25 protein-coding genes are annotated in these 25540 nt (G+C 62.2%); 19 read left to right on the top strand and 6 right to left on the bottom strand.

Features of this window, described 5'->3' with window-relative positions:
• Nucleotides 1–5 precede the first annotated feature (5 nt).
• From ACX93L_RS19885 to ACX93L_RS19930, 10 genes are read left to right on the top strand one after another with little or no spacing between them, the layout of a single operon-like run.
• A complete protein-coding gene (locus tag ACX93L_RS19885) occupies nucleotides 6–869 on the top strand; it encodes an ABC transporter permease (protein WP_459406447.1) in 864 nt (287 codons plus the stop codon).
• Nucleotides 866–1654, top strand: a complete 789-nt coding sequence (locus ACX93L_RS19890; RefSeq protein WP_459406448.1) for an ABC transporter permease — start codon at nucleotides 866–868, stop codon at nucleotides 1652–1654. Before ACX93L_RS19885 ends, ACX93L_RS19890 begins: the two co-directional genes overlap by 4 nt.
• The gene (locus tag ACX93L_RS19895; protein WP_459406449.1) at nucleotides 1651–2709 is read left to right on the top strand and encodes an ABC transporter ATP-binding protein; all 1059 of its coding nucleotides are present in this window, start codon (nucleotides 1651–1653) and stop codon (nucleotides 2707–2709) included. The genes ACX93L_RS19890 and ACX93L_RS19895 overlap by 4 nt, the downstream gene beginning before the upstream one ends.
• Nucleotides 2710–2726: 17 nt before the next feature.
• Nucleotides 2727–4022, top strand: a complete 1296-nt coding sequence (locus tag ACX93L_RS19900) for a nucleotide disphospho-sugar-binding domain-containing protein (RefSeq protein ID WP_459406450.1) — start codon at nucleotides 2727–2729, stop codon at nucleotides 4020–4022.
• The gene (locus ACX93L_RS19905; RefSeq protein ID WP_459406451.1) at nucleotides 4015–4377 is read left to right on the top strand and encodes a cupin domain-containing protein; all 363 of its coding nucleotides are present in this window, start codon (nucleotides 4015–4017) and stop codon (nucleotides 4375–4377) included. The genes ACX93L_RS19900 and ACX93L_RS19905 overlap by 8 nt, the downstream gene beginning before the upstream one ends.
• Nucleotides 4378–4389: 12 nt before the next feature.
• A complete protein-coding gene (locus ACX93L_RS19910; RefSeq protein ID WP_459406452.1) occupies nucleotides 4390–4731 on the top strand; it encodes a cupin domain-containing protein in 342 nt (113 codons plus the stop codon).
• 16 nt (nucleotides 4732–4747) lie between these two features.
• The gene (locus tag ACX93L_RS19915; RefSeq protein WP_459406453.1) at nucleotides 4748–5095 is read left to right on the top strand and encodes a cupin domain-containing protein; all 348 of its coding nucleotides are present in this window, start codon (nucleotides 4748–4750) and stop codon (nucleotides 5093–5095) included.
• A gap of 50 nt (nucleotides 5096–5145) precedes the next feature.
• On the top strand, nucleotides 5146–6183 hold the full coding sequence (locus ACX93L_RS19920) for an aminoglycoside phosphotransferase family protein (protein WP_459406454.1): 1038 nt from the start codon (nucleotides 5146–5148) through the stop codon (nucleotides 6181–6183).
• Nucleotides 6180–7691, top strand: coding sequence for an aldehyde dehydrogenase family protein (locus ACX93L_RS19925; protein WP_459406455.1), 1512 nt, complete (start codon nucleotides 6180–6182; stop codon nucleotides 7689–7691). The genes ACX93L_RS19920 and ACX93L_RS19925 overlap by 4 nt, the downstream gene beginning before the upstream one ends.
• A gap of 48 nt (nucleotides 7692–7739) precedes the next feature.
• Nucleotides 7740–8933, top strand: coding sequence for a saccharopine dehydrogenase family protein (locus ACX93L_RS19930; RefSeq protein ID WP_459406456.1), 1194 nt, complete (start codon nucleotides 7740–7742; stop codon nucleotides 8931–8933).
• Between the two features lie 21 nt (nucleotides 8934–8954).
• On the opposite strand, the gene ACX93L_RS19935 is transcribed toward ACX93L_RS19930, so the two are convergent.
• The 4 genes from ACX93L_RS19935 to ACX93L_RS19950 are packed head-to-tail and all read right to left on the bottom strand — an operon-like array spanning nucleotide 8955 to nucleotide 13245.
• Nucleotides 8955–9929, bottom strand: coding sequence for an acyltransferase family protein (locus ACX93L_RS19935; RefSeq protein WP_459406457.1), 975 nt, complete (start codon nucleotides 9927–9929; stop codon nucleotides 8955–8957).
• Complete coding sequence (locus tag ACX93L_RS19940; protein WP_459406458.1) at nucleotides 9926–11233, bottom strand: O-antigen ligase family protein; 1308 nt, start codon at nucleotides 11231–11233, stop codon at nucleotides 9926–9928. The genes ACX93L_RS19935 and ACX93L_RS19940 overlap by 4 nt, the downstream gene beginning before the upstream one ends.
• A gap of 7 nt (nucleotides 11234–11240) precedes the next feature.
• Nucleotides 11241–12509, bottom strand: coding sequence for a polysaccharide biosynthesis/export family protein (locus ACX93L_RS19945; protein WP_459406459.1), 1269 nt, complete (start codon nucleotides 12507–12509; stop codon nucleotides 11241–11243).
• A gap of 58 nt (nucleotides 12510–12567) precedes the next feature.
• Complete coding sequence (locus ACX93L_RS19950) at nucleotides 12568–13245, bottom strand: sugar transferase (protein WP_459406460.1); 678 nt, start codon at nucleotides 13243–13245, stop codon at nucleotides 12568–12570.
• 753 nt (nucleotides 13246–13998) lie between these two features.
• On the opposite strand from ACX93L_RS19950, the gene ACX93L_RS19955 reads away from it, so the two are divergent.
• Together ACX93L_RS19955 and ACX93L_RS19960 are read left to right on the top strand one after the other, a co-directional pair.
• Complete coding sequence (locus tag ACX93L_RS19955; RefSeq protein ID WP_459406461.1) at nucleotides 13999–14280, top strand: exopolysaccharide production repressor protein; 282 nt, start codon at nucleotides 13999–14001, stop codon at nucleotides 14278–14280.
• Nucleotides 14281–14408: 128 nt separating this feature from the next.
• Nucleotides 14409–15425: a glycosyltransferase family 2 protein gene (locus tag ACX93L_RS19960; RefSeq protein ID WP_459406462.1), complete on the top strand. Its 1017-nt coding sequence runs from the start codon at nucleotides 14409–14411 to the stop codon at nucleotides 15423–15425.
• On the opposite strand, the gene ACX93L_RS19965 is transcribed toward ACX93L_RS19960, so the two are convergent.
• Nucleotides 15416–16369, bottom strand: a complete 954-nt coding sequence (locus tag ACX93L_RS19965; protein WP_459406463.1) for a polysaccharide pyruvyl transferase family protein — start codon at nucleotides 16367–16369, stop codon at nucleotides 15416–15418. The two genes, ACX93L_RS19960 and ACX93L_RS19965, sit on opposite strands and share 10 nt — an antisense overlap.
• A 74-nt stretch (nucleotides 16370–16443) precedes the next feature.
• Complete coding sequence (locus ACX93L_RS19970; RefSeq protein ID WP_459406464.1) at nucleotides 16444–17409, bottom strand: glycosyltransferase family 2 protein; 966 nt, start codon at nucleotides 17407–17409, stop codon at nucleotides 16444–16446.
• 121 nt (nucleotides 17410–17530) lie between these two features.
• Here ACX93L_RS19970 and ACX93L_RS19975 point away from each other — a divergent pair, with 121 nt between their 5' ends.
• The 7 genes from ACX93L_RS19975 to ACX93L_RS20005 all read left to right on the top strand — a co-directional run bounded on the left by ACX93L_RS19975 (nucleotide 17531) and on the right by ACX93L_RS20005 (nucleotide 25539).
• On the top strand, nucleotides 17531–19009 hold the full coding sequence (locus ACX93L_RS19975; RefSeq protein WP_459406465.1) for a lipopolysaccharide biosynthesis protein: 1479 nt from the start codon (nucleotides 17531–17533) through the stop codon (nucleotides 19007–19009).
• Between the two features lie 405 nt (nucleotides 19010–19414).
• Nucleotides 19415–20533, top strand: a complete 1119-nt coding sequence (locus ACX93L_RS19980; protein ID WP_459406466.1) for an acyltransferase family protein — start codon at nucleotides 19415–19417, stop codon at nucleotides 20531–20533.
• Between the two features lie 15 nt (nucleotides 20534–20548).
• Nucleotides 20549–21331 carry an endo-1,3-1,4-beta-glycanase ExoK gene (gene exoK / locus ACX93L_RS19985; protein WP_459406564.1) on the top strand — a complete coding sequence of 261 codons (783 nt, stop codon included), beginning with the start codon at nucleotides 20549–20551 and terminating at the stop codon, nucleotides 21329–21331.
• 33 nt (nucleotides 21332–21364) lie between these two features.
• Nucleotides 21365–22582 (top strand): glycosyl transferase family 1, encoded by a 1218-nt coding sequence (locus ACX93L_RS19990; protein ID WP_459406467.1) that lies wholly within the window; start codon nucleotides 21365–21367, stop codon nucleotides 22580–22582.
• A complete protein-coding gene (locus ACX93L_RS19995; RefSeq protein ID WP_459406468.1) occupies nucleotides 22572–23594 on the top strand; it encodes a glycosyltransferase family 2 protein in 1023 nt (340 codons plus the stop codon). The genes ACX93L_RS19990 and ACX93L_RS19995 overlap by 11 nt, the downstream gene beginning before the upstream one ends.
• Nucleotides 23595–23608: 14 nt before the next feature.
• On the top strand, nucleotides 23609–24538 hold the full coding sequence (locus tag ACX93L_RS20000) for a glycosyltransferase (RefSeq protein ID WP_459406565.1): 930 nt from the start codon (nucleotides 23609–23611) through the stop codon (nucleotides 24536–24538).
• On the top strand, nucleotides 24535–25539 hold the full coding sequence (locus ACX93L_RS20005) for a glycosyltransferase family 2 protein (protein ID WP_459406469.1): 1005 nt from the start codon (nucleotides 24535–24537) through the stop codon (nucleotides 25537–25539). The genes ACX93L_RS20000 and ACX93L_RS20005 overlap by 4 nt, the downstream gene beginning before the upstream one ends.
• Nucleotide 25540: the final 1 nt, after the last annotated feature.

A 25540-nucleotide genomic window follows, 5' to 3' on the forward strand; every position in this document is an offset into this window, starting at 1 on the left:
TGTGCATGTCCTATCAATCCACCCGATCGAACCTGCTGGCCGCGCCGGCTGTCGCCTGGCTCGTGGCGTTCATGGTGGCACCTTGCCTATTGATCCTCTCCTACGCCTTTTTCCAGCGCGGGATATGGGGCGGTATCGAATACACCTTCACGCTCGAGAACTTCGCGCGCGTCGCCGATCCGCTCTATGCCAAGATCTTCCTCACATCCGCCCGGATCGCCGGCACGGCCACGCTTCTCGCGGTGCTGATCGCCTATCCGGCGGCCTATGCGATCAGCCGCGCACCGCGGCTCAGCCAGCCCATGCTGCTGTTTTTCGCAGTGCTGCCCTTCTGGTCGAACTATCTGATCCGCACCTATGCCTGGATGGTGCTCTTGAACCGCGAGGGCCTGATCAACAACCTGCTAAACTGGTTCGGCTACAAAGGCGAACCACTGTCGCTGCTCTACACCGAGGGAGCGGTGATCATCGGCCTCGTCTACAATTACCTGCCCTTTGTCATCCTGGCGATCTATTCGACGCTGTCGCGACTCAATCCTGAACTGATGGAAGCATCGCGCGATCTTGGCGGCGGCCCGATACGCACCTTCTGGCGCGTGACCCTTCCTCTTACCATGCCAGGTGTGGCCGCAGGCGGCGTGTTCGTCTTCGTGCTGTCGATCGGCAATTTCGTGACGCCCGCCCTGCTCGGCGGCGGTCGCTTCCAGATGATCGGCAATGTCGTCTACGACCAGTTCCTGACCGCCAACGACTGGCCATTCGGCGCAGCACTCGGCCTGGTTCTGATCCTCGTCATGATCGTCCTCCTGATGCTGCAGGGCCGTGCAACCGCGCGTGCCGGCGGCGAACGCGGGAGGGCAGAAACATGAGAACGGCCCATTCCTCGCGGCTGCCGGGCCGACTCGTCCTCGCCAGCGTTTTCGGTTTCCTCTACCTGCCGATCGCGGTGCTCGTCGGCCTGTCGTTCAACGAGGCCGGCCTGCCTACCAGCTGGTCCGGTTTTTCGCTCAGATGGTATGCGGCGCTCGCCGGCAATCATGAAATCCTCGGCGCAGCCTGGAACACGCTGGTGGTCGCCGTCTTCGCCACGCTGATCTCGACCGCGCTCGGCACGCTGCTGGCGCTGGGCATGGAGACGCGTCGCCGCAAGAGCACCGGGCTCGAGGCACTCGCCTTCGCACCGATGGTCATTCCCGACATCGTTCTCGCGGTGGCGCTCCTCACCTTCTTCTCGCTGCTCAACGTCACGCTCGGCCTGCACACGATCATCATCAGCCACGTGATCTTCGACCTCGCCTTTGTCAGCTCCGTGGTCCGGGCGCGACTGAAGCATTTCGATTATTCGATCGTCGAGGCGTCGCGTGATCTTGGCGCCTCCGGCTGGACGACCTTCTGGCGCGTCACCTTCCCGGTCCTGCTGCCGGCGATCGTCGCCGGTGGCCTGCTCGCCTTCACGCTCTCGGTCGATGAATTCATCATCGCCTTCTTCACGGCCGGCGCGGGCCGTTCCTCGATCACGCTGCCGATCCAGATCTATTCGATGATCCGTTTCGGCATCACGCCGGAAATCAACGCCCTTGCCACGATCGTCATGGGAGTCAGCGCGCTGGCACTACTCGTCTCCCAATGGCTCAACAAAGAACAGATGCAATGACCGACACTTCGACCACACAAGAAACGATCCTGAAGATCGACGGTCTGCGCAAGACCTTCGGCCCTGTCACGGCCGTCGATGGTGTGTCCCTCGACATCCGGAAGAACGAGTTCTTCGCCCTGCTCGGCCCATCCGGCTGCGGCAAGACCACGCTTCTGAGAATGCTGGCCGGCTTCGAGGCTCCGAGCGGAGGGCGCATCCTGCTCGAAGGAACGGACATCGCACCGCTGCCGCCCGAGAAGCGTCCACTGAACCTGATGTTCCAGTCCTATGCCCTCTTTCCGCACATGACGGTGGCCAAGAACCTCGCCTACGGCCTGGAGATGGACAGGCTGCCGAAGACGGAAATCGCCCGGCGGGTCGAGGAAATCATGGGCGTCACCGATCTCGGCCAGTATGCCGATCGCAAGCCTGACCAGCTTTCGGGCGGGCAGAAGCAGCGCGTGGCGCTTGCCCGTGCGCTGGTGAAGCGACCGAAGGTGCTTCTCCTCGACGAACCGCTTGGCGCGCTCGACAAGAAGCTGCGCGAGCGCATGCAACTCGAACTGAAGCGTCTTCAGCACGAAGTCGGCATCACCTTCATCATCGTCACCCACGACCAGGAGGAGGCCCTGGTCATGGCGGACCGGATGGCGATCCTGAAGGACGGCAGGCTGTTGCAGTGCGGTTCGCCGGCAGAGGTCTACGAGACGCCGTCGGATCGTTTCGTCGCCAACTTCATCGGCGTGATGAACTTCATCGACGGCACAGTCGGCCCGGACGGAAGCTTCGCGGCCGATGGCATCAGCGTCAAGCTTTCCACCGAGATCCGAGGGGCGGCCACGCTCGCCATCAGGCCCGAGAACATCACGGTGACGGCCGGCGGTGACAGCTCTGAGGGCAAGATCGTCGACATGGCCTATCACGGCCTCGACCGCGTGCTCCACGTCAGGATCGCGGCCAGCCAGACGCCGCTGCAGGTCCGGGTCCCGGCCAAGGCCGCCGTGCCCCACAGCGTCGGCGACCCGATCCACATCACGATCGATCCCGATCGCACCCGGCTATTCAAGAACTAAGAAACGAGGGGAACCCCATGTCGCAAAAGACGATTGCATTCTTTCCCGAAGCGGCCTTCGGACCGGCGCTTAACTCCGTCGGCATCGCGCAGGCCGTCGAGGCGCTCGGCCACAAGGCCGTCTTCCTGTCCGATCCAGGCTTCGTGTCCGTCTATCAGGGCTACGGCTTCGAGGCCCATCCGGTGAACCTGTCCGAACCCATGCCGCCGGAACAGATGGCGAAGTTCTGGGAGGACTTCATCAACGGCCACATCCCGAACTTCCGCAAGAGCCCCTACGAACAGATCGACAATTACGTGAAGGATTGCTGGACCGCGATCGTGGACAGCTCCAAATGGGCAGAAAAAGACCTGCCGGGTGTGCTGGCAAAGATCAAGCCGGACCTCATCTGCGTCGACAATGTCATCCTGTTTCCAGCGATCAAGCAGTTCGGCAAGCCGTGGGTGCGCATCATCTCCTGCTCGGAAAACGAGATCGAGGACCCCAAGATCCCGCCGCATCTCTCGGGCTGTGGCGCCAAGGACTATGCCTGCCACGCCGCCTATCGCGATCATTTCAACGAAGTCATCAAGCCGATCCATGACGATTTCAACGAATTCCTGAAATCGACCGGCGAAGATGCCTACCCGATCGGCCAGTTCTTCGAGGCTTCGCCATTCATGAACCTGCTGCTCTATCCCGAGCCGGTGAAGTTCGAACGCGAACATCCGCTGAGCCCAAGTCAGTTCCAGTATCTCGAAGGCTGCGTGCGCTCGGAGAAGCCCTACGAGGTCCCGGTCTTCAAGGCCAACAACGACAAGCCGTTGCTTTATGTCAGTTTCGGCTCTCTCGGCGCCGGCGACACCCATCTCCTGAAGCGGATCATCGCCACCGTCGGCAAGCTGCCCTATCGCGCGCTGGTCAATGTCGGCGACTACAAGGACCAATACGAGAACCTTCCCGACAACGTCATAGTCGACAGCTGGTTCCCGCAGCCTTCGGTCATCCCGCTGGTCGACGCGGTCATCCATCACGGCGGCAACAACTCCTTCACCGAGTGCCTCTACTTCGGCAAGCCGGCGATCATCATGCCCTATGTCTGGGACGGCCATGACAACGCGACCCGCGTGGATGAGACCGGTCACGGCTTCAAGATGCCGCGGTACGACTGGACCGACGAGGAACTCGCCGCCAAGCTCGACCACATGATCAACGACCCGACGATGAAGACCAAGCTCGCCGCCGCCGCAAAGCACATGCAGGGGCAGAACGGCCCGCAGAAGGCTGCCGGCATCCTGGACCAACTCGTCAAGACGGGGAAATACAGTGGCTGATACGCTCAACTCCTCGGCGCCGCATATCCACGGCGCCACCACCTTTGACGACCTAGTCGACTGGGGCGTGCAGTCGGATGCCCTCGAAGGCGTTTCGAAATCGACCGGCCGCCTGCTGTTCAAGGGGCCGAACAACCAGCCGGAAACCGGCATCTGGGTGTGCACGCCCGGCCGCTGGCGGCTGTCGATCCCGCGCGACGAGTTCTGCCACTTCGTCGCAGGCTCTGCGACCTATCGCTCCGACGATGGCGAAGTTGTCGAGGTGTCGGCCGGTACGGCCGTGATGTTCAAGGCCGGCTGGACCGGGGAATGCACGGTCCACGAGACGATGCGCAACATCTACATGCTGGTTTGAGGCGCTTCCCCGATGACCGCACCGACATGGACCAACGCGGACGACGTACCGCTCGACGACTGGGGCTTGAGCCCGACCGCGACTGCCGGCACTCCGCGCATGAGCGGCAAGATCCTTAGCGCCAATGTCGACGGATCGAGCGAATGCGGCATCTGGTCGTGCACACCGGGTACCCGCAAGGTGACGATCGCCAGCGACGAGTTCTGCGTCTTTCTCGGCGGGCGCGGCCTCTACATCCACGAAAGCGGCGAGGAAATCGCCGTCGCCAAGGGTTCGATCGTCTTCTTTCCCGCCGGCTGGACCGGCACGTCGATCATCACCGAAACACTGTCCAAGGCTTTCATGAGCCGCTGACTTCAGGAACTGAAAAATGACCAGCGCACCTTTGATGTACAAACCGCTCGAACAGACCGACCTCGTCGACTGGGGCATTATCCCGACGATGATCGATGGCGAGAGCCACGTTTCCGGCCGCCTGATCCACAAGGGCCCGAACGGCGAAAGCGAATGCGGGCTCTGGGTCTGCACGCCGGGCAAATGGGAATGCCACGTGACCCGCGACGAATTCTGCCACTTCCTTGAGGGCCGCAGCACCTACGTCCACGAGTCCGGCGAGGTGATCGAGATCACTCCCGACACCGCAGCCTTCTTCCCCAAGGACTGGAAGGGTGTCTGTACCGTCCATGAGACGATCAAGAAAGTCTACATGATCCGCTGATGATGACCGGCCGACGAGCCGCGTCGGCCCATTCAAACCAGAGAACCGCCATGCTGCAAAGCCAAACGCTGCCGGACGCACGCCGGGAGTTCATTGCCGCGCATTTTGAAGCCAAGCCGGAAGCCCGGGCGCTGCCGGCGGATGCCTCGCCGCGCCGCTACTACCGGCTCGAAGTCGCCCCTAAGCTGCTGATGGAAGTCGAGCCGGGCGCGCCCGACTTCGAAGCCTTCGTCCGGATCAGCCGTCACCTCAAGGCGCTCGGGCTCTCGGCTCCGACGGTCTTCTCTGTCGACTTCGAACGAGGGCTGGCGCTGATCGAGGATTTCGGACAGGGCACATTCACACGACTTCTTGCTGCGGGGCATTCGGAAGAAGGCCTCTACGGACTGGCCGTCGACGCGCTGGTGCATCTGCACGAAGCGCCGGGCGCGACCGAGGTCGATGTGCCTTCCTATGACCATGGTCCGCTGTTCGAAGAGCTATCCATGTTTACCGACTGGTTCGTGCCGCAATGCGCGCCGGATGTTGATGTCGACGGCTTCAAGACCCGTTTCCTCGACCTCTGGAAGACCGCGCTCGCGGGTGTGACCGACTGCCGTGACGCTCTCGTTCTGCGCGACTACCATGTCGACAACCTGATGGTGATCGAGGGCCGCGATGGCGTTGCCGCCTGCGGGCTGCTCGATTTCCAGGACGCGCTGATCGGGTCCGCGGCTTACGATCTCGTGTCCCTGACGCAGGATGCCCGCCGGGATATCGACCCGGCGCTCGAGGAGCGGCTTGTCAAGCGTTACCTGGCCGGGCGCCCCAGCCTCGATCGCCAGCGTTTCATCGCCGAATACTGGCTGCTTGCCGCCCATCGCCACACCAAGATTCTCGGCAATTTCGAGAGGCTGTCGAAACGCGACGGCAAGCATGGCTACCTCGTGCACCTGCCGCGCGTGGCGCGACTGCTCGACCGAGCCCTGAAACAGGCGCAACTCAATCCGATCCGGGCCATGATGGACGAGACGCTTCCCCTCTGGCGCAGCCACGCACCGAGCGCGCCGCAATCACCGATCCCTTGCGAAACAGGCAGGCCGACATGAACAGCTACGACATTTCCGCACCGACCTACTTTGCCGACGGCACCTACAAGAACAGCCTCGGCCGCACGAGCGATGTCATCGATCCCGCGCGACTGGAAAAGGTTGGCGTCATCTGTGACGTGACACCGGCCGAGATGGAGGCAGTCCTCGACGCCGCGACGGCCGCCCAGCGCAAATGGAAGGTCCTCGACGCCAAGACCCGCGCGACCATCCTGCACAGGATCGCCAACCGCATTGAGGCGACCGACATGCGGGCCTGCGCCGAAATCATGTCGCGGGAGATGGGCAAACCCTATCCAGAGGCGATCGGCGAGGTGGCGAATTGCGCCGGCGCGTTCCGCTATTTTGCCGAGATGGCACGCGACGAGGCGGGCAAGGTCGCCGGAACGACGCAGACCGGATCCTTCCAGTTTTCCCGCTACGAGCCGCTGGGCTTGTCCGTCCACATCATGCCATTCAACTTCCCCATCCTTCTGATGTGCTGGACGGTCGCGGCCTCGCTCGCCTCGGGCAACGGCTGCATCATCAAGCCGGCGCCGGCCACGACGCTGTCGACGCTCGAGTTCATGCAGATCTTCGCCGACCTGCCCGAAGGCCTGATCGCCTGCCTGCCCGGTGGAGTCACGCTCGCCGAGGCGCTGATCGCTTCGCCGAAGACGCATGCCGTCGCCTTCACCGGTTCGGTCGCGGCGGGTCGCGCCGTTGCGATCGCCGCCGCCGGCCAGATGAAGCCGGCCGTGATCGAAGCCGGCGGCTCCGACCCGATGATCATTACCGCCCATGCGCCGCTCGACGTAGCGGCCGCCGGTGCCGTCACCGCCGCCTTCCACATGTCCGGCCAGGTCTGCACCTCGGCCGAGCGCTTCTTCGTCGTCGACGCGGTGCATGACGACTTCATCGCGAGATTCGTCGCGGAGACGAAGCGCCTGCGCATCGGCAATGGCCTGACCAAGGCGGAGATCGGCCCGCTGGTCTCCGAGGCGGCCCGCGCCAAGGTGATCCGGCTGGTCGATGACGCCGTCGCCAAGGGCGCCAAGGTCGAGATCGGCGGACGCATTCCACCGTCCGAACCTGTCGGCTGGTTCTACGAACCGACCATCCTCACCGGCTGCACGCCCGACATGGCGATCATGCGCGAGGAGTGTTTTGGCCCGGTCGCGGCCGTAATGCGTGTCACGGATTTCGATCAGGCGCTTGAGAAGGCGAACGACAGCGAGTTCGGCCTCGGCGCCTCGGTCTTCACCACCTCGCTTGAAGAAGCAATGGACGCCGCCGATCGCCTGGAGGCCGGCATGGTCTGGGTCAACAACCCATTGATCGACAATGACGCCCTGCCCTTCGGCGGCTGGAAGAAATCCGGCATCGGCCGCGAACTGTCGAGGCTCGGACTCGACACCTTCCGCCGCTCCAAAATGGTCATCATCGACCACAAGCCGGTGCGGCAGGAGTGGTGGTACCCCTATCCGGACGACTGGTTCTACGAGACGGGCGGCCGCAAGCACGCCTGAACGTTTCGCAGCCGAGACGGCCGCACATTTCATGAAAGGACTTTCACAATGATCATCACCCTCCTAGGCGGCGCCGGTTTCATGGGCGCTGGCATCGTCCGCGATCTCGTCTCCGAGCGCACCATCGTCGATATCAAGACGATCCGCGTCTGCGATGCGGCTCGCGACAAGATCGAAGCGCTGGCGGCGGAACTCGCCGATCCGCGCATCGAGCTCGTCGACCTCAACGTCACCGATCCTGCCGCCCTTAATGCGGCGATCGCCGGCGCGAACATCTGCATCAATTGCGTGCCGACCCTGCTCGGTTTCCAGATGACGATCTTTGAAGCGGCGCTTGCCGCCAAGGTCGCCTATATCGACCTCGGCGGCCTTGGCACCTTTACCGTCAAGCAGCTGGCCGAGCATGAGCGCTTCAAGGCTGCCGGCGTCACCGCGGTCATCGGTGTCGGCGCCGATCCCGGCATGTCGAACGTGATCTGCCGTGCGGTGGCCGATCAACTGGACGAGATCAACAAGATCAATCTCTACTGGGCCGCCGAACTGGTCGGCGACGAGAACCCGGTGCTGGTTCCCCCTTACAGCGTCTCGACGGTGCTTGCGGAGTATGCCCATGAGAGTACGCAGTTCTACGACGGCAAGCATGTGACCTGCCCGCCGATGAGCGGGCGCGAATTCCTCGACCTACCCGAACCCTGGGGACGCTGCGAGTTCATGCATTCGCCTCATTCCGAACAGCTCACCGTGCCGCTCGCAGACGGCATCAAGGAAAAGGGCATCAAGGAGTTTTCCTGGAAGCTGCACCTGCCGCATCGCGAGCATGAGGCCTGGGTCGGCCTGGTCAAGGCGGGCTTCGGCGACTTCAACGAACCCGTTGAGGTTGGTGGCGTCAAGGTTCGTCCGCTCGACGTGCTGAACAAGGTGATTGAACGCAACATCAAGAAGAATGCAGACAAGATCCCGTCGCAGGACAGCCACGAGATCCATTTCGCCGTCGGCAAGGGCCGCAAGAACGGCGTTGCCCGGACGGTCACCGTCGAGGTCGTCGTAAAACCGGACGCGATGTATGCGCCCTATGTCGACGCCTGCACTTCGATGAACGGTTCGATTGCCGCCCAGCTGATCCTTGCCAACGCCATGAAGCCGGGCGTCTGGGCGCCGGAAGAGTATTTCGACGTGCCCTCCTATTTCAAGGAGCTGGAAAAGCGCAAGTTCATCATCAGTACCCGTTCGAGCGACGACTGAGCGGCCGGCGAACAGCAAAACTCACTGCACGAGGCGACGCGTGAACTGGTGGACCGGCTGTTCCAGCAGCCTGTACGCCACGATGCCGATCAGAATTCCGGATGCCGTCGCGATCAGGAATATCGCGGCGGGAGGTACGGACAAGGACGATCCCAATTTGGCGACAACCGATATGGCGAAGGTGTGCCAGAGATAGATCGAATAGGATGCGTCTCCGAGAAAGCCCGGCAGCGCTGCTCTGGGCAGCCCGCCGGTATTCTCCAGCGCGAGCACGCCAAGTACCAGGGCCATGCTCAACGGGCCGCAGATCAGGGTATCGAAGGGCAGACCACGAATTCCGATTAATGCAAAGCCGGCTATCGATATTCCGACGAGCCAGAGACCTGTTGAGCGGCTCGGCACGCGACCCCTCAACCATGCCTGACCGAGGACCATTCCCGCGACGAACTCCAGGATGACCGGCCGCGTGTAGGTGACCAGTATTGCGTTGTCGCTCAAGCCCAGGAAGCCGGCGAAGGTCAGAGCGGTGAACAGGATGGCGATTGTCGGCAGTCGCCAGGACCGAGGCAGGAGAAGAGAGGCCGCGAAGGCGACGTAGAAGAACATCTCGCAATTGAGCGTCCAGCCCTGAACCAGCACTGGCCAGATCTCTCCGGTGCTCGGAGAGCGGGCCGGAATGAAAAACAGCGATGCAACAACGTGTTCGATGGTCAGTTCCAGATTGGGGAACAGGCCCGCCAACCCTCCGGCGATCATCACCCCGGTTGCCAGCCAGTAGACCGGTACGATGCGGCGCAGTCGGGCGGACAGGAATTCCAGCGGCGTCGGTTCGCGGCGTGCACCTATCACCCACATTATGAAGCCGCTGATGACGAAGAAGATATCGACTCCGGCGGCACCGATCGCGAAATGGTAGCCCGTCTTTTCCGCCGCATGAAAAAGCACGACCGCGATGGCCGCCGCGGCTCTCAGATACTGGATGCCGTGGAGCGTCACAGGCTCGCCCTCGCGGCCAGTGCATCGCCGGTAGGCCCCAGGTCCCGGGTCGCAGCATGGCGGCCCGCGATCCGTGCCCGCCGCCACGAGAGACTGCGCCTCGCCTCGGTCAGCTTCCCGGCCGAGACATAGAGCAGGAACGAGCCCACGTGATACGGCGTCAACACGTCGATCTCGACGAAGGCACGCATCACGAGAAGCGTCATGATGGCGAAAAGGACCGCCGACTCCGGATCCGAGATATTGCTCAACAGTCGGCGAAGATGCCCGGTAACCGTCACCACCAGCAGAAGGCAGAGCAGGAGCAGGCCGAAACCCCCGGTTTCGACCACGGCCTCGATGAAGGTGTTATGGAAATGGAAGCCGGAGCGCGAGCCGATGAAAAACTCTTCCCAAAGCCGTTCGGCTTCTGAAAAGCCCTGGACCCAATAGGCCTGGTAACCGGTGCCGAAATAGGGATTGGCCGCCGCCGCCTCAAGACCCTGCTGCCAGAGATAGGTGCGGCCGGTCAGGGTCGAATCCTTGCCGAAAGCGCCGAGAACAAGATCGGCGCCACCGGCATTCAGAAAGGCGAAACCGCCGAAGATGGCTATCGCCACGCCAACGAAGAACAGCGTTTTCCGATTGCGCGGCGAAAGCGCCTGAAGCATCCGGACACCAAAGGCGATGCCGATCACGGCTGCCGTCGTCAGCACCGATGTTGCCGATTGGGATGCGAGCAGAGAATAGGCCGCAATCAGCATCACGGCACCGCTGGAGAGCATCCAGAAACCGCGCTCAGCGAGAATCACGACCGCCGCGAATCCGAACAGCAGCCCAAGCGAAGCGTAGAAGCCGAGCTGGTTTTTCGACGCGAAGGCGCCGACGAAACTGTAGCTGCCGTCCAACGGATCGAGATGGTAGACACCGAACAACAGGGAATAAGCGAGCACCAATCCAGCCCCGAGGATGCCGCCGCGCACCAATGTGCGAATGTCGATCACCCTCATGGCAATCAGGGCGCAGATCACGTGGGAGAGATACTGCACACCGGTGCGCGCCGTCTGCCCGGGCGCAGCGGACCAGAAGACCGAAAGGCAAGCGAAGATCGCGAAGGCGAAGATCCAGCCATAACGCGCGTAGTTGCCGAGGACACGGCGGTAGTCGATGAGTGCCAGCGGCAACCACAGTGCGTAGTAGGCCAGAATCGAGACCTGACCGAAACGGGACGAATAGGCGAAAACGAACAGCGACAGCGCGATCGCAGCCACGCCATAGGTCCGGTTTTCGCCCGGGCAGATGAGGCTGGATTTCGCGATCCGCATGGCGCCGTCACCGCATTGCCACTGCCGCGGTGACCTTGACGACATCGCCCGGCAGCACCCTGGTGTTTTCGTCGGCAGGGATTTCCTTGGCGTGACCGTCGGTTTCACGGACGATCGCATAGGTGACGCTTGCCGCCGTCTGTTTGGCAACGGTCGCCGCGTCTGCGGATTGCATCATCGCTTCCGCCATCAGATCCCGGCTTGTTCCAAGCTTCAGCGCCACGGTATCGAGTTCCCGCTCGGTGTTCTGCAGTTCCTGAGCCAACTGGGCATCCCAGTCGTTGGTGAGGTTGGTTTCGTCTTGGCTCGCCTTGCTGATATCCTGACGCGCCTTCAGGGACGCGGTGTCGATATCGAGGAGCCCCGCCTGCAGGTCGGCGACCTGCTGCTCGATGGCGAGCCGCCGCGAACTCACGGTCAGACCCTGTTCGGACAGGTTGTAGACCTTCTCTCGATCACTCTCGACGAGCTTGAGTTGGCGCGACTGCGTTTCGGACTTCTTGCCGAGCGAATCGATTTCGTTGCGCAGCAGGGTCTTGAGATCGGCGAGCGCCGTCAGCTGCAGCTTGAGGCGCTTTTCGCGCGATTTCATCAATGCCGTTTCGCTTGCCAACAACTCGGCGCCCTCCGGCGCCTTTTCGAGCTCGGCGGGCAGAGCGATCTCGGCCTTGTCGGCAATCTCGGCCTGGAGGCGGGCACGGCGCACCAGCAGACGGTTGCGTTCGGCAACGAGGACGCTGGAATCGCCTTCCGCACGGATGAAGTCCCGCGCAAACCGCTGGCCGGCATCACCGCGCCGCAGGCCGCCGCCGAGGCTGAGCGCCTTCAATACGGTGAGGTTCGGCGCATAAGGGTATTCGCCCGGCGTCTGGACTTCTCCCGCAAGATAGATCGGCCGGTATTGCGCCAGCTCGACCGAAGCGGACGGGCGGTCGCGCAGACCGAAGAGCTGCTGCATCCTGTTGCCGATCTCATCGGCAACCTCTGCGGTGGTCTTGCCCGTGGCTTCCAGTTCGCCGAGGAAGGGCAGCGACACCGCGCCGGAGGCTCCGACCGTATAGTCTCCGCTGACGGTCGCCCAGTCACGGACAGCACCCTCGGCGGTGCGCCATTCGGCGACACGGACACGCAGCTTGTCCATGACGTCCAGGCGATAGTCTTCTGCTTGGGCGTTGGCAAAAGATGTGGCCAGCAGCGCAAGGCATGTTGCGACACGTGCGAAACAAAACGCTTTTCCGGGGCGCTGACGCACCCCTCTCTGAGAGAGTTCTTGCATGTGGTTCCCCGTTGGCTGTTGAGCAGTCTCGTCCACGAGCCGTGGACCATGCGGGAATTCAGTAGCTGCCGCGCGAGAGGCAGACTGCGGGAACGGTCAAGCCGATGATCTTGATGTCCGTCATGAGCGACCAGTTCTGGACATAGTGCGAATCGAGCGCGACTCGCGATTCGTAGGAGACATCGTTGCGACCGCTGACCTGCCAGAGACCGGTGAGACCCGGGCGGCTCTGCAGATAGTATTGCGCCGCCGCGTCATAGAGTTCGAGTTCATCTTCGACGACCGGTCGTGGTCCGACTATACTCATCTCGCCGCGCAGGATGTTGATCAGTTGCGGAAGCTCGTCAAGGCTGAGCTTTCGCAGGACGCCCCCGACGGACGTCACGCGCGGGTCATGCTGGAGTTTGCGTGTCGCCCGCCACTCTTCATAGGCTTGCGGATTGTCCTCCAGGTAAGCCTTGAGGATGCGATCGCCATCCTCACGCATGGTGCGAAACTTCAGGCAACGAAAGGGGCGGCCGCTGTGACCGATGCGGCTGTGGCCATAAAATACACGGCCACCATCAGAGAACTTCACCAGTGCCATGAGCATCAGGAAGATCGGGCTGAGAAAAACGAGGGCCAACGTGGCCATCGTGATGTCGAATCCCCTCTTGGAGATTCCGCCTACCGGAGACAATCCGGGCGTAGACGTGCGGATAAACGGCGAACTGGCCGATCGAGTCGCGGACTTCATAGAGGTGACTCCATTTACGTTTTGCGATTGGTCGGGTCCCACGGGACGCAGCGCACTATCCAAGTTGCAGTCTGTGGTCACAATTTGTCCGAGCCGCCAAAAGATTAAGGCAACGGCCGGATGCATCGGGATCGGCCGGCATTCGTGATCGAATGATTGCAATTGAAACAATTATAAATCACGGCGAATGGAGCCACCTGACGTATAAAGCTCCGCGCCGGGTCTTTCTCTTTCCGGAGCTTCACGCTCTCTTACTGAATTTTGATCGCCTGATATGCGCACCTTGACCGAACAATACTCGGGCAGGCAGGACCGACGAAAATCGGAGGGAGACAATACAGGCTCATTTGGATTTATTTTGCGTCGCAACATTATGTTGCGACGCACATTTTTCAATTCGAATTTTCTTATGTTGTAACAAAACGTGATCGCAAGACGGCCCTGGTCCGCGGCCGGGATGGTGCTGAAGCGCTCGACACGGGTGCAACTGTGGCAATGCCGGCCCAATTGAGAGCTGACGAGGAATCTCGGGCGGGGCCGACTATGGATCGGACTGCAGCCCCTGAATTCTGCCGCGACGCAGTAACGGAGCCGAAAGCCAAATCTCCTATGAACAAAGCGTGAGCCGAACTCACGACTTCTGCGTCAGCAAAGACATTGAAGTGAAAGGCTGGTCCTAATATATATGTTTGGCGGCCTTAGAGGAGAAGGCAGATCTGCCATGACACAGATGTTCAGACATGAGGCCGCCTGATGTACGGACCTCGCGTCTTCCTGAGCATGATCGGCGCACTGGTCGTTTTTGCGATCGGAACCTATGCGCTGACCGGATCGATCGGTAGCACGGCGCTGCAAACCTTGATCTGCGCTATACTGCTGCAGGTCGGTTACTTCGCCGGCGTTCTCTACCTCGTGGCCAAAGCGTCCAGAGAAAAGGCAAGCGCCGCCTCGACCAGTGAAACGGTGAAAAAGGACGCGGACGCCAAGGCGGCGCAGGTCTCCTCCCTCAAGACACCCGGTCATTCCAATCCGTAGCGTTTGAACCCGTCTTCGGCGCAAACCGCACATATCGCCCCTTTTGCGTCACGATCACCCGCCATGCTGGTCGCTCCATCAACCCTGACGGTTCGGGAGAATGCTCCCCATCGGAGAAGGAGTGAGGCATGGCCACCACACGATCCATCTGCGTCGTGATCGCCGCCAAGGACGCATCCCCCACCATTGCCCGCGCGGTCCGGTCCGCGCTCAACGAGCCTGAAGTTGCCGAAGTCTTCGTCATCGACGACGGCTCAAGCGATGCAACGGGCGCGACGGCGCAGACGGCCGACGATGGCAGCAACAGACTGCGTGTAGTTCACTTCGAGCAGAATCGCGGGCCGGCAGCGGCACGAAATCACGCGATCGCCGCCTCCTCCGCACCGCTGATCGCCGTGCTCGACGCCGATGATTTCTTCCTTCCCGGGCGCTTTCGCCACCTTCTCTCGCTTTCCGACTGGGATTTCGTCGCGGACAACATCGCGTTCATCGACGAGCGACGTGCAGAAGACGTGGACCTCGCGGTCGCAGAGTTCCAGCCGGCGTCGATGCTGATCGACACTGCGCGTTTCATCGAGGGAAACATCTCGCGGCGTGGCAAGGCCCGCGGCGAGACGGGCTTCCTGAAACCCGTCATGCGGCGCGACTTCCTCGAAAGGAACAGCCTGCTGTACAGGGAGGATCTGCGTCTGGGGGAGGATTACGACCTCTACCTTCGCGCCCTGACCAAGGGTGCGCGATACAGGATCAGCCATGTTTGCGGCTACGGTGCAGTGGTGCGGCGAAACTCGCTGAGCGGACATCATCGGACGGAAGATCTCCGACGCCTCTACGAGGCCGATCGTGCCGTCCTGGGCTCGGCCGGCCTCAGTCGCGAGGTTTCCGACCTGATCCGCCGGCACGAGCGGCATGTGCGCGGTCGCTACGAGCTGCGGCACTTTCTCGACCTCAAGAACAGCAAAGGACGGGGTGCTGCGCTCGGTTATGCGTTCTTGCGACCGCGGGCACTGCCATCCATCACCGCCGGCATCCTTGCTGACAAGGTCGAACGATTCCGCAAGAGATCGACTGCCGGCAATGATCTCCAGGACGATGGGACCAGACTACGGTATCTTTTACCCGGGACCCAGGTCCCTCAAAGATAGTCCCGACGCACACCGTCAAGGACGGCCAGCAACCGCGCCTTTCGATCGAAGAGCACGGAATCGCTGCTGAGTTGGGGTTCGTCACGGCTTGCCTGCCAGAGGGCCACGGTCGACGGCAGCGCGAGCGCGTGCTTGGCGGCGACGCGCAGCGTGGTCTGGCGCGGGTTGCTTGCTGCGACGAGCACATCCTCTCCGATGATGCGGCTGTTCGGATCCCCGACCGAGGCCGTCTGCTCGCCCTGGAACGCCATGCCCCAGAAGCGCCCTCCCTTCAGCTTCGCCTCGGCCCGTGTCGAAACGGGAATGCGGCGCGGCGCGTAGCGGACCCCGACGGTTCTCGCCCAATCGTTCCACTTGAAGCTATTGATGCTTCTCGACGTCGAGACGGCAACCCATGGTACGCGAAAGGCATCCGACAGGATCGCCCCGTGCATGGATTCGGCGATGACTGTCTCCGACTGGGCAATTTCGCGGATCACGGACCGCGCTTCTCCACGTGGGTCGATGTAATGCAGCCCAACCCTTTCGCAAATTGCCGGCCAGACGCCCGCAAGCGCCGTCTCCCAATGCGGTACGAAGCTCTTGCGGTGACGCTTCGCGAGTCCCTTGAACTCGGGCATCTCGGCGACCATGACCGCGGGATCGACGATCCCCATGTCTGGTGACACACCGGCACGCTCCGCCGTGAGGGGACCGCGCACGCAACGGACATCCCAGCGCTCGTGGTCGCGCATGTCCGGGATCGTCCCGTAGCCATAACCGCTGCCGATGACCAGTTTTCGCCCCTCGTCGGGCAGCAACGCGGTGTTGAGTACCGTCCCGACACCAACGAGAAGTGTATCAGGATGCGCATCGCGAAAACCCGGCAGGAGGAAATCCCAGAGCCAGAGATTGAGATCGTCGCCGAAGTTGCCGTGCTGCGATTCCCAGTAATAGGGTTTCATGGCTTTCTCCTGGTTGCGGCCAATATGGGCATCCCATCGGCCTTTGCCACAGATTGTCGCCGAAGGCCGCGGCCTTACGAGTGGTGCGAGAGCTTCCCGACCGCCAGTTCGACGGCGCTACCGAGCAGACGCGGGTCTCGCCAGATCCACCGGGCGAGCAGATTGAGCTGGGGCATCTTCCGGCGCCTGACCAGGCGGGCCTGGCTCCAGAGCGCCTGGCGCCGGGCGGTCTGCTTGTAGCTGCGGATCGATGCGACCTCCGCTGACCGCCCATAAAAACGCTCTTCGAGAGTATCGAGCGCTACCCAGGTGTTGAACTGCTGCCTCAGGAACTGGGGCGAGTCATTGTCGATCGCATGAAAGATGTTGATGCCCTCGCCGCGGACCGCGCCAGGCGTGTCGCAAAGAATGACGCGATCAGCAGCAAGCACGCAGTCGCAGAAGAACAACACGTCCTCCGCAGCGAGCCTCAGCTCGGTTTCGAAGCGGATCGAACGAGACAGATTGCGCCCGATTACCATGCAGGAGAGATGCAGGAAGCTCCAGTTCTTCAGCATGACGCTGGTCATTTCGGGAAGCTCCACCATCAGCGGCTCGTCCTGCAGCCGCCGAACCTCTTCCGTCTCGGCGAGTTCGGAAATGCCGAAATGGTAGTAGAAGTCGTCCCCGCCGGTGATCGATGCCCAATAGCAATCCGCCTTGAAGCGCGTCATCCCACGATACGCGTTTTCGAGATGATCGGTGGACCACACATCGTCGGAGTCGAGGAAGGCGACGTATTCCGTTTCGGGCTTCACGGCGTCGAGGCCGGCATTGCGGGCACCGCCAGGTCCGGCGTTCGGCTGCCGGATAACGGTGATGCGACTGGCCTCTTCCGGCGGAAGCGCAAGCAGTTCCTCGCGGGCAGGGAACGGCGACTGGTCGTCGATGACGAGGACGTCGAAATCCTGGAAAGTCTGCGCGAAGACGGCGGTCAATGCGCGCCTCAGGATGCCCGGCTCCTTCTGGTAGTACGGAATGATAACTGTCAGCTTCGCCATCTTTTCGCCCCTGCGGTTTATCTAAAAGAGGTTACGCGGTCTCCGCCCCATCAGGTTGCCGCCTTGCCAGGCGCCTTGATTTTATTGCCTTTTCCCACCACCGTATCGTCAGGATCTCGCCATGCCCCCAGCAGTCAATGCGAAATCGGTGACCCGAAACGTCGGCTGGAGCGTCCTATCCAAGACAGGGACATTCGGGCTTAAATTTGTCACCGTGCCGATTTTGGCGCGCATCCTCTCGCCCGAGGAGTTCGGTGCAGTGGCGGTTGCGCTCGCCCTCGTTCAGTTCCTCGCCATGATCGGAGGCGCCGGTTTTGCCTCCGGACTGGTGATCCAGCGCGAAGAGGAATTGACCACGATCCACTCGGTCTTTTGGACCAATCTCGCCATCTCTGCCGCCATGGCTCTCGGCATATTTTTGACAGCCGACGAACTTGCTGCGCTCTGCGGAGCACCGGAGGCCGGCTACCTCCTGCGGATCATGAGCCTGCTCATTCCGCTTCAACTGGCCGGTGACGTGGCTTATGCCCTGCTCGCGCGACGCATGCAGTTTTCCCGGGATGCCTTGTGGAGCATGATTTCGGAGTCGGCCGGCGCTTTGATCGCGGTCGGTCTAGCTCTTCTCGGCGCGGGCGTGTGGGCCCTGATCGCCCAGCTCTTCTCTTCAGCGGCAATCCGCCTGGTCGGTCTCTATGTGGTTTCCGGCTACAGGCCGCGGCCTGTCTTCCATCCACGCAGCGTCGTTTCCCTTGGTCGCTTCAGTCTCGGGATGATGGGCTCGGAAATCGCCAACTTCATCACCTTCCAGTCGCCGATGGTGGTGATTTCACGCTATCTCGGGCTTGCTGACGCCGGGGCCTATTCTGCCGCGAACCGGTTTTCCAGCATTCCGAACCAGGTCGTGCTTTCTGCGGTCATGGGCGTTCTCTTTCCCGCGTTCAGCAGCATGATGCATGACCGGGAGCGCCGGTTTCAGGCGCTATTGCTCAGCACGCAGGTGACGACCGTCCTGCTCGCACCGATGATGTTCGGGCTCTGGGCGCTCGCCGAGCCCGCGATGCGCGTCCTGTTTGGGCAGCAATGGGCCCATGCCTGGCCGGTGCTGGCGCTGCTTTCGTTGTCCAAGGGCATTCTCACGCCATGCAGCACCTATATCCCCTATCTCAAGGGAATTGGTCGCGGCGGAATGCTGTTCTGGTGGGCCGTCTTCCGCGCCGCCGCGACGACTGGAGCGGTCGCCTACGCGGCCATGGGTGGAACGCTTGTCGATGCGATGATTGCCTTGTGCGTCGTCAACGCGATCATGCTTGTCGGATATACCGGGGTCGTCTACCGCGCGGACCGCGCACCCCTGCGAGGCCTTCTCACTACGAGCCGGCCCATGCTGACGTCGATCGCAATGGCCCTGGTCGTTCGCTATCTCCTTGAAGCCCACGGTCATCTTCTGCCCAACCCGGCCGCCCAGCTCATCGTCGGCATCGCCATTGGCGGGGCGATCTACAGCGTCATGACATTGGTCTTCGAACGCCAGCTGCTCCTGAAACTCGGCGAGCTGGTTCGCAAGCGGAGCTCCAGCCCAGCCGTTTCGGTCGCTGAATAGGCTCGATCGAAGGGGGCCGCGACACGCGCTACAGGCTCAAACTTGCCTTCTTTGCGACACAATCGCTGCGACGACCGCACAATTTGCCGCTCTAAACACCTCGCCTCGTGAAAAAAGTTGCATCTGAAACTTAGTGCCGATGGGGCCGAAAACCGGCATGCTCGGCTTCTGTCTAACACGCCGCCAGCACTGACTTTTTCACAACCGAGCGAGGAAAGCGCACCGCCGGTGGTTGCGTCAATTCCGCATCTTCTCTGCTGCGCCGCAGCAAGCCTTGGCGCAATTTTCGCTGCAACGCCATATTTTCCTCCCCCTCCCGAACCTAGCCTAAGGATGCGGGCTCAAGTCTGCTCTGGTTGAAACGGCCGCGATCTGATCGCGTCCCCAATAGGGGTGACTGACATCGTGAACGTCGACGCGAACGTATCATCGCGGATCAATCTGATGCGCATTCTGCTCATCGCCGGGATCGTGTTCGTACACATTCCCTATGATCCGCCGCACAGTCCGTACCTGGGCACCGACGATGCCGCGGACTGGATCCGTGTCTATCTGGGCGACAGCCTGTTCCGCATCGGCGTGCCCTGCCTCAGCGCCATATCCGGCTACCTGCTCTTTCGTCGCGGCCTCTCCGGCTTCCAATACGCCAAGGTTATGCGTTCCAAGGCGGAGACGGTGTTTGTCCCCTTTCTCCTCTGGAACGGTGCATTCCTGCTCCTCGTTCTGAGCGCCCAGGCGGCCGGCCTCGGACATGGCTATCTGCCCGACGTGATCGGCGCGACGCCCCGCGAGATCGCAAACCACGCGCTCGCGCTCGAGGGCTGGCCCATCAACCTGCCGCTCTATTTCCTGCGCGACCTCCTGCTCTGCCTGGCGCTTTCGCCGGTAATCGGTCAGCTGGTCATGCGTTATCCACGGACCACGCTGCTGATCTTCTTCGCCTATGCCGTGCTGCCGTTGCCCAACGGGATCTTCCTGAAGAAGTCGATCCTCTTCGGCTTCAGCTTCGGTGCCTACGCCGCTCTGCATGGTCTCGACGTAAAGCGACTGGATGCCTACGCCTGGCCGGTGACCATCGCCGTCGCGTCGGCTTCCGTGCTGCTTGCAGCAATCCTCTACGTTACCGGTCCGGACTATCCCGTTTGGGTCGACGTGCTCCGAGGTGTCACTGCCATCGCCGGCATCGTCGGGGCCTGGGCGCTTTCCAGTCTGCTGATCCGTACCCGTGCCGGACAGGCCCTCGGCACCGGCGGCGGCCTCAGCTTCTGGATCTTCTGCGCCCACTATCCGCTGCTCGTGGCTCTGTGGATGGCCTGGAACAGGACGGGTCTCGATGGCTATCCGCTCTTCTATTTCTCCGCACCGGTTGTTGCGCTCGCATTGCTGGCAACCTCCCACGCCGTGATGGGCCGAGTGGCGCCTCGCCTTCTGGCCGTCCTGACGGGCAACCGCCTGGGCGCCTATCGGGGGGCATTACGCCCGACGAGCGCTCCGACCACTAAAATCTTGTCCCAACAGAGGTAACCGACTTTGAGACAGATGCACCTGAAACAGCCCATTCGCTTCGCTTCGATGATGCTCGCCGCGGCATGCCTCGCCGGAACGGCGGAAGCGCAGGACGGATCTAGCGGAACGTCCTTCGTCGAGGCCTTCGACACACTCGATCCGGCGATCTGGTACATATCGGACGGCTGGAACAATGGCTCTCACCAGAACTGCACCTGGTCCAGGAAGCAGGTCCGTATTGCAGGCGGCGCAGTCGAACTGACCTTCGAAAAGCGCGCGACCGGCGAGCGCGACTATGCATGCGGCGAGATCCAGACCCGCAAGCGGTTCGGCTACGGCACCTACGAAGCGCGAATGAAATCCGCGGACGCTTCCGGGCTGAACTCGGCCTTCTTCACCTATATCGGGCCGGCCGACAAGCAACCGCATGACGAGATCGACTTCGAGGTTCTGGGTAAGGACTTATCCCGTGTCCAGCTCAACCAGTATGTGGGCGGCAAGGGGGGCAACGAGGAATTGGCCGGCGTGCCCGGCGGCGCAGCTTCCGACTTCAACGACTATGCCTTCGTCTGGGAAAAGGACCGCCTGCGATACTTCGTGAACGGCCGGATGGTGCACGAAGTTACCGATCCGACCAAGATCCCGCAAAACGCCCAGAAGATCTTCCTCAGCCTGTGGGGCACCGACACGCTCAAGGACTGGATGGGCACCATGTCCTATTCGGCTCCCGCGAAAATGCAGATCGATCGCCTTGCCTTCACGGCTGCAGGCGAGGCCTGCCAGTTCGAGGAATCCATCGTCTGCATGCTGAACTGACGCACGTTCCACGGACAGGAGAACGGAGTTCCGATGCTCAAATTGCTCTATCTGGTCCATGACTTGGCCGACCCCGCGGTTCGCCGCCGCGTGATGATGTTCGTTGCCGGCGGAGCAGAGGTAACGCTTGCCGGCTTTCGCCGCGCGGCGAACCCGCTGGCGGCAATCGACGGCGTCAATCCTATCGAACTCGGGGTGACGTCCGACGGGCGTTTCGGTCAGCGCATCGGTGCCGTCGCCAAGTCCTGCCTGTCCATCGGCACCGTTCTGCGCGCCGTGGCGAAGCCCGACGTCATCGTGGCACGCAATCTCGAAATGCTCGCCGTTGCGAACCGTGCGGCGGCGTTCTTCGGAAGCACGGTTCCGATCGCCTACGAATGCCTGGACATCCACCGCCTGATGCTGCGCGACGATGTGGTCGGATCGGTCATGCGCGGAGCCGAAGCGAGGCTTGGACGCGGGGCGAAGCTGCTGATCACGAGCTCTCCGGCCTTCGTCGAGCATTATTTCCGCCCACTCTCTGGCCTCGACCTGCCGACACTCCTGCTGCAGAACCAGGTCCTCGATCTTGACGATGATGGTGACGATCTTCCTCCGCCGTCGCCTCCTACCCGGATGACCGCACAGCCCTGGCGTATCGGATGGTTCGGAGCATTGCGCTGCGCGAAGTCGCTCAGGCTTCTGTCCGCGTTTTCCCATGCCATGGGCGGCCGGGCCGAGGTCGTGTTGCGAGGCCGGCCGGCTTACTCCGAGTTCGACGACTTCGACGGCTTCCTGCGAGACGAGCCCTTCATGTCCTTCCACGGACCTTACCGGAACCCGGAAGACCTCACGCGAATCTATGCGGGCGTTCATTTCTCCTGGGCGATCGACTTTTTCGAGGAGGGAAAGAATTCGTCATGGCTGCTACCGAACCGGCTCTATGAGAGCTGCCGACACGGTGCCGTTCCGATCGCGCTCGAAGGCACCGAAACCGCACGCTTTCTGAATGAGCGAGGCATTGGCCTGATCCTTCCCGCTGCCGATCCGGCGAGCCTTTCCGCCTTGTTCGAAACCATGACCGACGCAGCCCATCGTCAGGCCTGCGATCGAATCCACGCCCAGGGGCCTGCGCCCTGGACCTTCGATCGCACCGACTGCGAACGGCTGGTGAGACGCCTGTCGAATCTTGCCGGCGGCGGTCGTGCGGAACGGATGACCTTTCCGCTCCCGTCGAGCGCCATCGCAAAGGAGAGCTATCATGACGAATGACGAACGCGGATCGGCGCTGTGCCTGATCGTCATCCCCTGCCTCAACGAAGCCGAACACATCGAAGGCGTGATCGAAAACCTGGGCGATGCGCTTGACGATCTCGATGCACGGATCGTGGTTGCCGACGGCGGCAGCACGGATGGAACCCGTGCGATCGTCGTACGGATCGCCACCGCCAATCCGAAGGTGTCCCTGCTCGACAATCCGAAACGCATTCAGAGCGCGGCCGTCAACGGAGCGGTCGCGGCTTATGGAAATGACTTCGACTATCTCATCCGCATCGACGCCCATGGCGACTATCCTCGCGACTACTGCCGGACGCTGGTCGAGGAAGCACGCGCGACCGATGCCGACTCCGTAGTCGTGGGCATGCAGACTGTTGGCTTCGGCAGGTTTCAAAAGGCCACCGCACTGGCGCAAAACTCGAAGCTCGGCAATGGCGGATCCCGACACCGTGCCGGCGCCGCCAGTCACTGGACGGATCATGGGCATCATGCCCTGATGCGGATCTCGGCTTTCCGGCAGATCGGCGGCTATGACGAGACCTTCCAGCATAACGAAGATGCGGAACTCGATTTTCGGCTGAACAAAGCCGGCTATCGAATCTGGATGACCGACAAGACCAGCATGGTCTACTATCCCCGCACCCGGGTGATCCCGCTTTTCCGTCAGTATTTCGGCTATGGCCGGGGGCGCGCCCGCAACATCCTCAAACACCGCGCCTGGCCGAGCCTGCGCCAGATGATCCCTCTTGCGGTCGCACCGGTGACGGCAGGCGCCCTGCTCGCCGTGATGAACTGGGCGGCGGTCATTCCCTTTTTCGCCTGGGCGGGTGCCTGCATCGCCTATGGCGCCTGGCTGGCGGTCGGGCAGCGCAATCCGTACGGCCCTCTCGCCGCCTTCTCGGCGATGGTCATGCATCTGGCCTGGTCCGCCGGCTTCTGGCGCGAACTCCTTGCCCCTAGCCGCCCCGGGCGCGCCTATGCGCAACGACGGGAGATCGCCGGATGACAGTTTCGCCCGACATGCACCCCGCCCCATTGCGCGTCGACGTCGGCATCTGCACCTTCCGTCGCCCGGCGCTGGAGCAGACCCTCCACTCACTGGTAATCATGGCGGTGCCGGAACTTGTTTCGATGCGCATCATCATCGCCGACAACGACACCGAACCGAGCGCCCGCCCGCTGGTCGAGGCCATGCGGGCAACCGTGCCGTTCGAGATCCTCTACCTGCATTGCCCTGCGGCCAATATTTCGATCGCCCGCAATGCATGCCTAGACAACAGCGACGGCGACTTCCTCGCCTTCATTGACGATGACGAGACAGCGTCGAAGTTCTGGCTCGTCAATCTTCTGGCTGTCGCCGAGGCGACGGGCGCGGACGCCGTGCTCGGCCCGGTGGTCGCCGAATACGAGATCGACGCGCCGGAATGGATGCGCCGGGGTGACTTCCATTCGACCGCGCCGGTCTGGGTCGCGGGACGGATCCGCACGGGCTACACCTGCAATGCGCTTCTGAGGACCGGATCCCATTCGCTTGCCGGACGCCGGTTCAAACTCTCGCTCGGCAAGAGCGGTGGCGAGGATACCGACTACTTCACGAACATGCACCGGGCCGGCGGGCGGATCGACTTTGCCGCTGACGCGATCGTCCATGAACCGGTTCCGTCGCTACGGGCGCGCTTCTCCTGGTTAACCAGGCGGCGTTACCGGATGGGCCAAACACATGGCCGCCTGCTGGCCGCCAGCGGGGCCGCAGGGCACCGGTTGCAACAACTGGTTCTCGCCGGAGCCAAGCTCGGGTTCTGTGCGCTCGCCGCCATCGCCTGCGCGCCCTTCCCGATTCCGCGGAACCGTTATGCCCTTCGTGCGGTTCTGCATTCGGGCGTCGTGGCGGGCCTCGCCGGCGTGCGCGAAATTCACCAATACGGACAACTGGGGACGACAGCATCATGACCGTGTCGACACCGGACGTCAGCATCATCATCGCAGCCTTCAACGCAGCCGGGACGATCGAGCGCGCGATCGCCAGCGCGCTCGATCAGGAGGACGTGTCGCTGGAGGTCATCGTGATCGATGACTGCTCCACCGACGGGACACGCGCGGTCGTCGCGGGCTTCGAAGACCCGCGCCTCCGGTTCGTGCCGCTTCGAGAAAACCTGGGGCCGGGCGGCGCGCGCAATGCCGGCATCGATATCGCCGAAGGTCGCTGGATCGCAATTCTCGACGCGGACGATACGATGCGTCCGGACCGTCTGGCCCGCATGATCGACAAGGCTGAAGCAGGTAGCGCCGAGATTGCCGTCGATAACCTCGCTGTCGTGACAGGAGATGGAAACTCGCGTGCGATGTTCGACGAACTCGATCTTGCGACACTTCCGTTCCTGACACTCGCCGATTTCATCGGTTCGAACGTACTTTTCCGCGACGAGTATAATTTCGGCTACATGAAGCCGGTCTTCCTCAAGCGGTTTCTGAACGATCATGGTTTGCGTTTCGACGAGAGCCTGCGGATCGGCGAGGACTATATGCTGCTCGCGTCCGCCCTTGCGGTCGGCGGCGAGTGTATCGTCTGCCCCGGCGTGGGCTACCTCTATTCGGTGACCGAGGGTTCGATCTCGCGCGTCCTCGAGGTGCACCATGTGGAGGCCATGCTGGCCGCCGATGCGGCCTTCCTGCGCCGCTACCGCCTCGATCGGAAGGCGTTTGCCGCACAAAACTTGCGTCACCGAAGCCTGCGGCAGGCGCGCTCCTTCCTGACACTGGTCGGACAGTTGAAGCGGCGGTCCTATACCGGCGCCCTGTGCACGGCGATCTCTGATCCCGCCGCCCTTCGCCACCTCCGGATGCCGATCGCGGTTCGCCTGAGGCGGCTCATCACCGCGAAAGGCCGCCCCTCTGAAACCCCAGCGAAACGCCACAACCCGGCCAACGGCCCTCACGCCAGCAAAGGATAAG

The organism is Rhizobium sp. CAU 1783 (assembly GCF_054551725.1).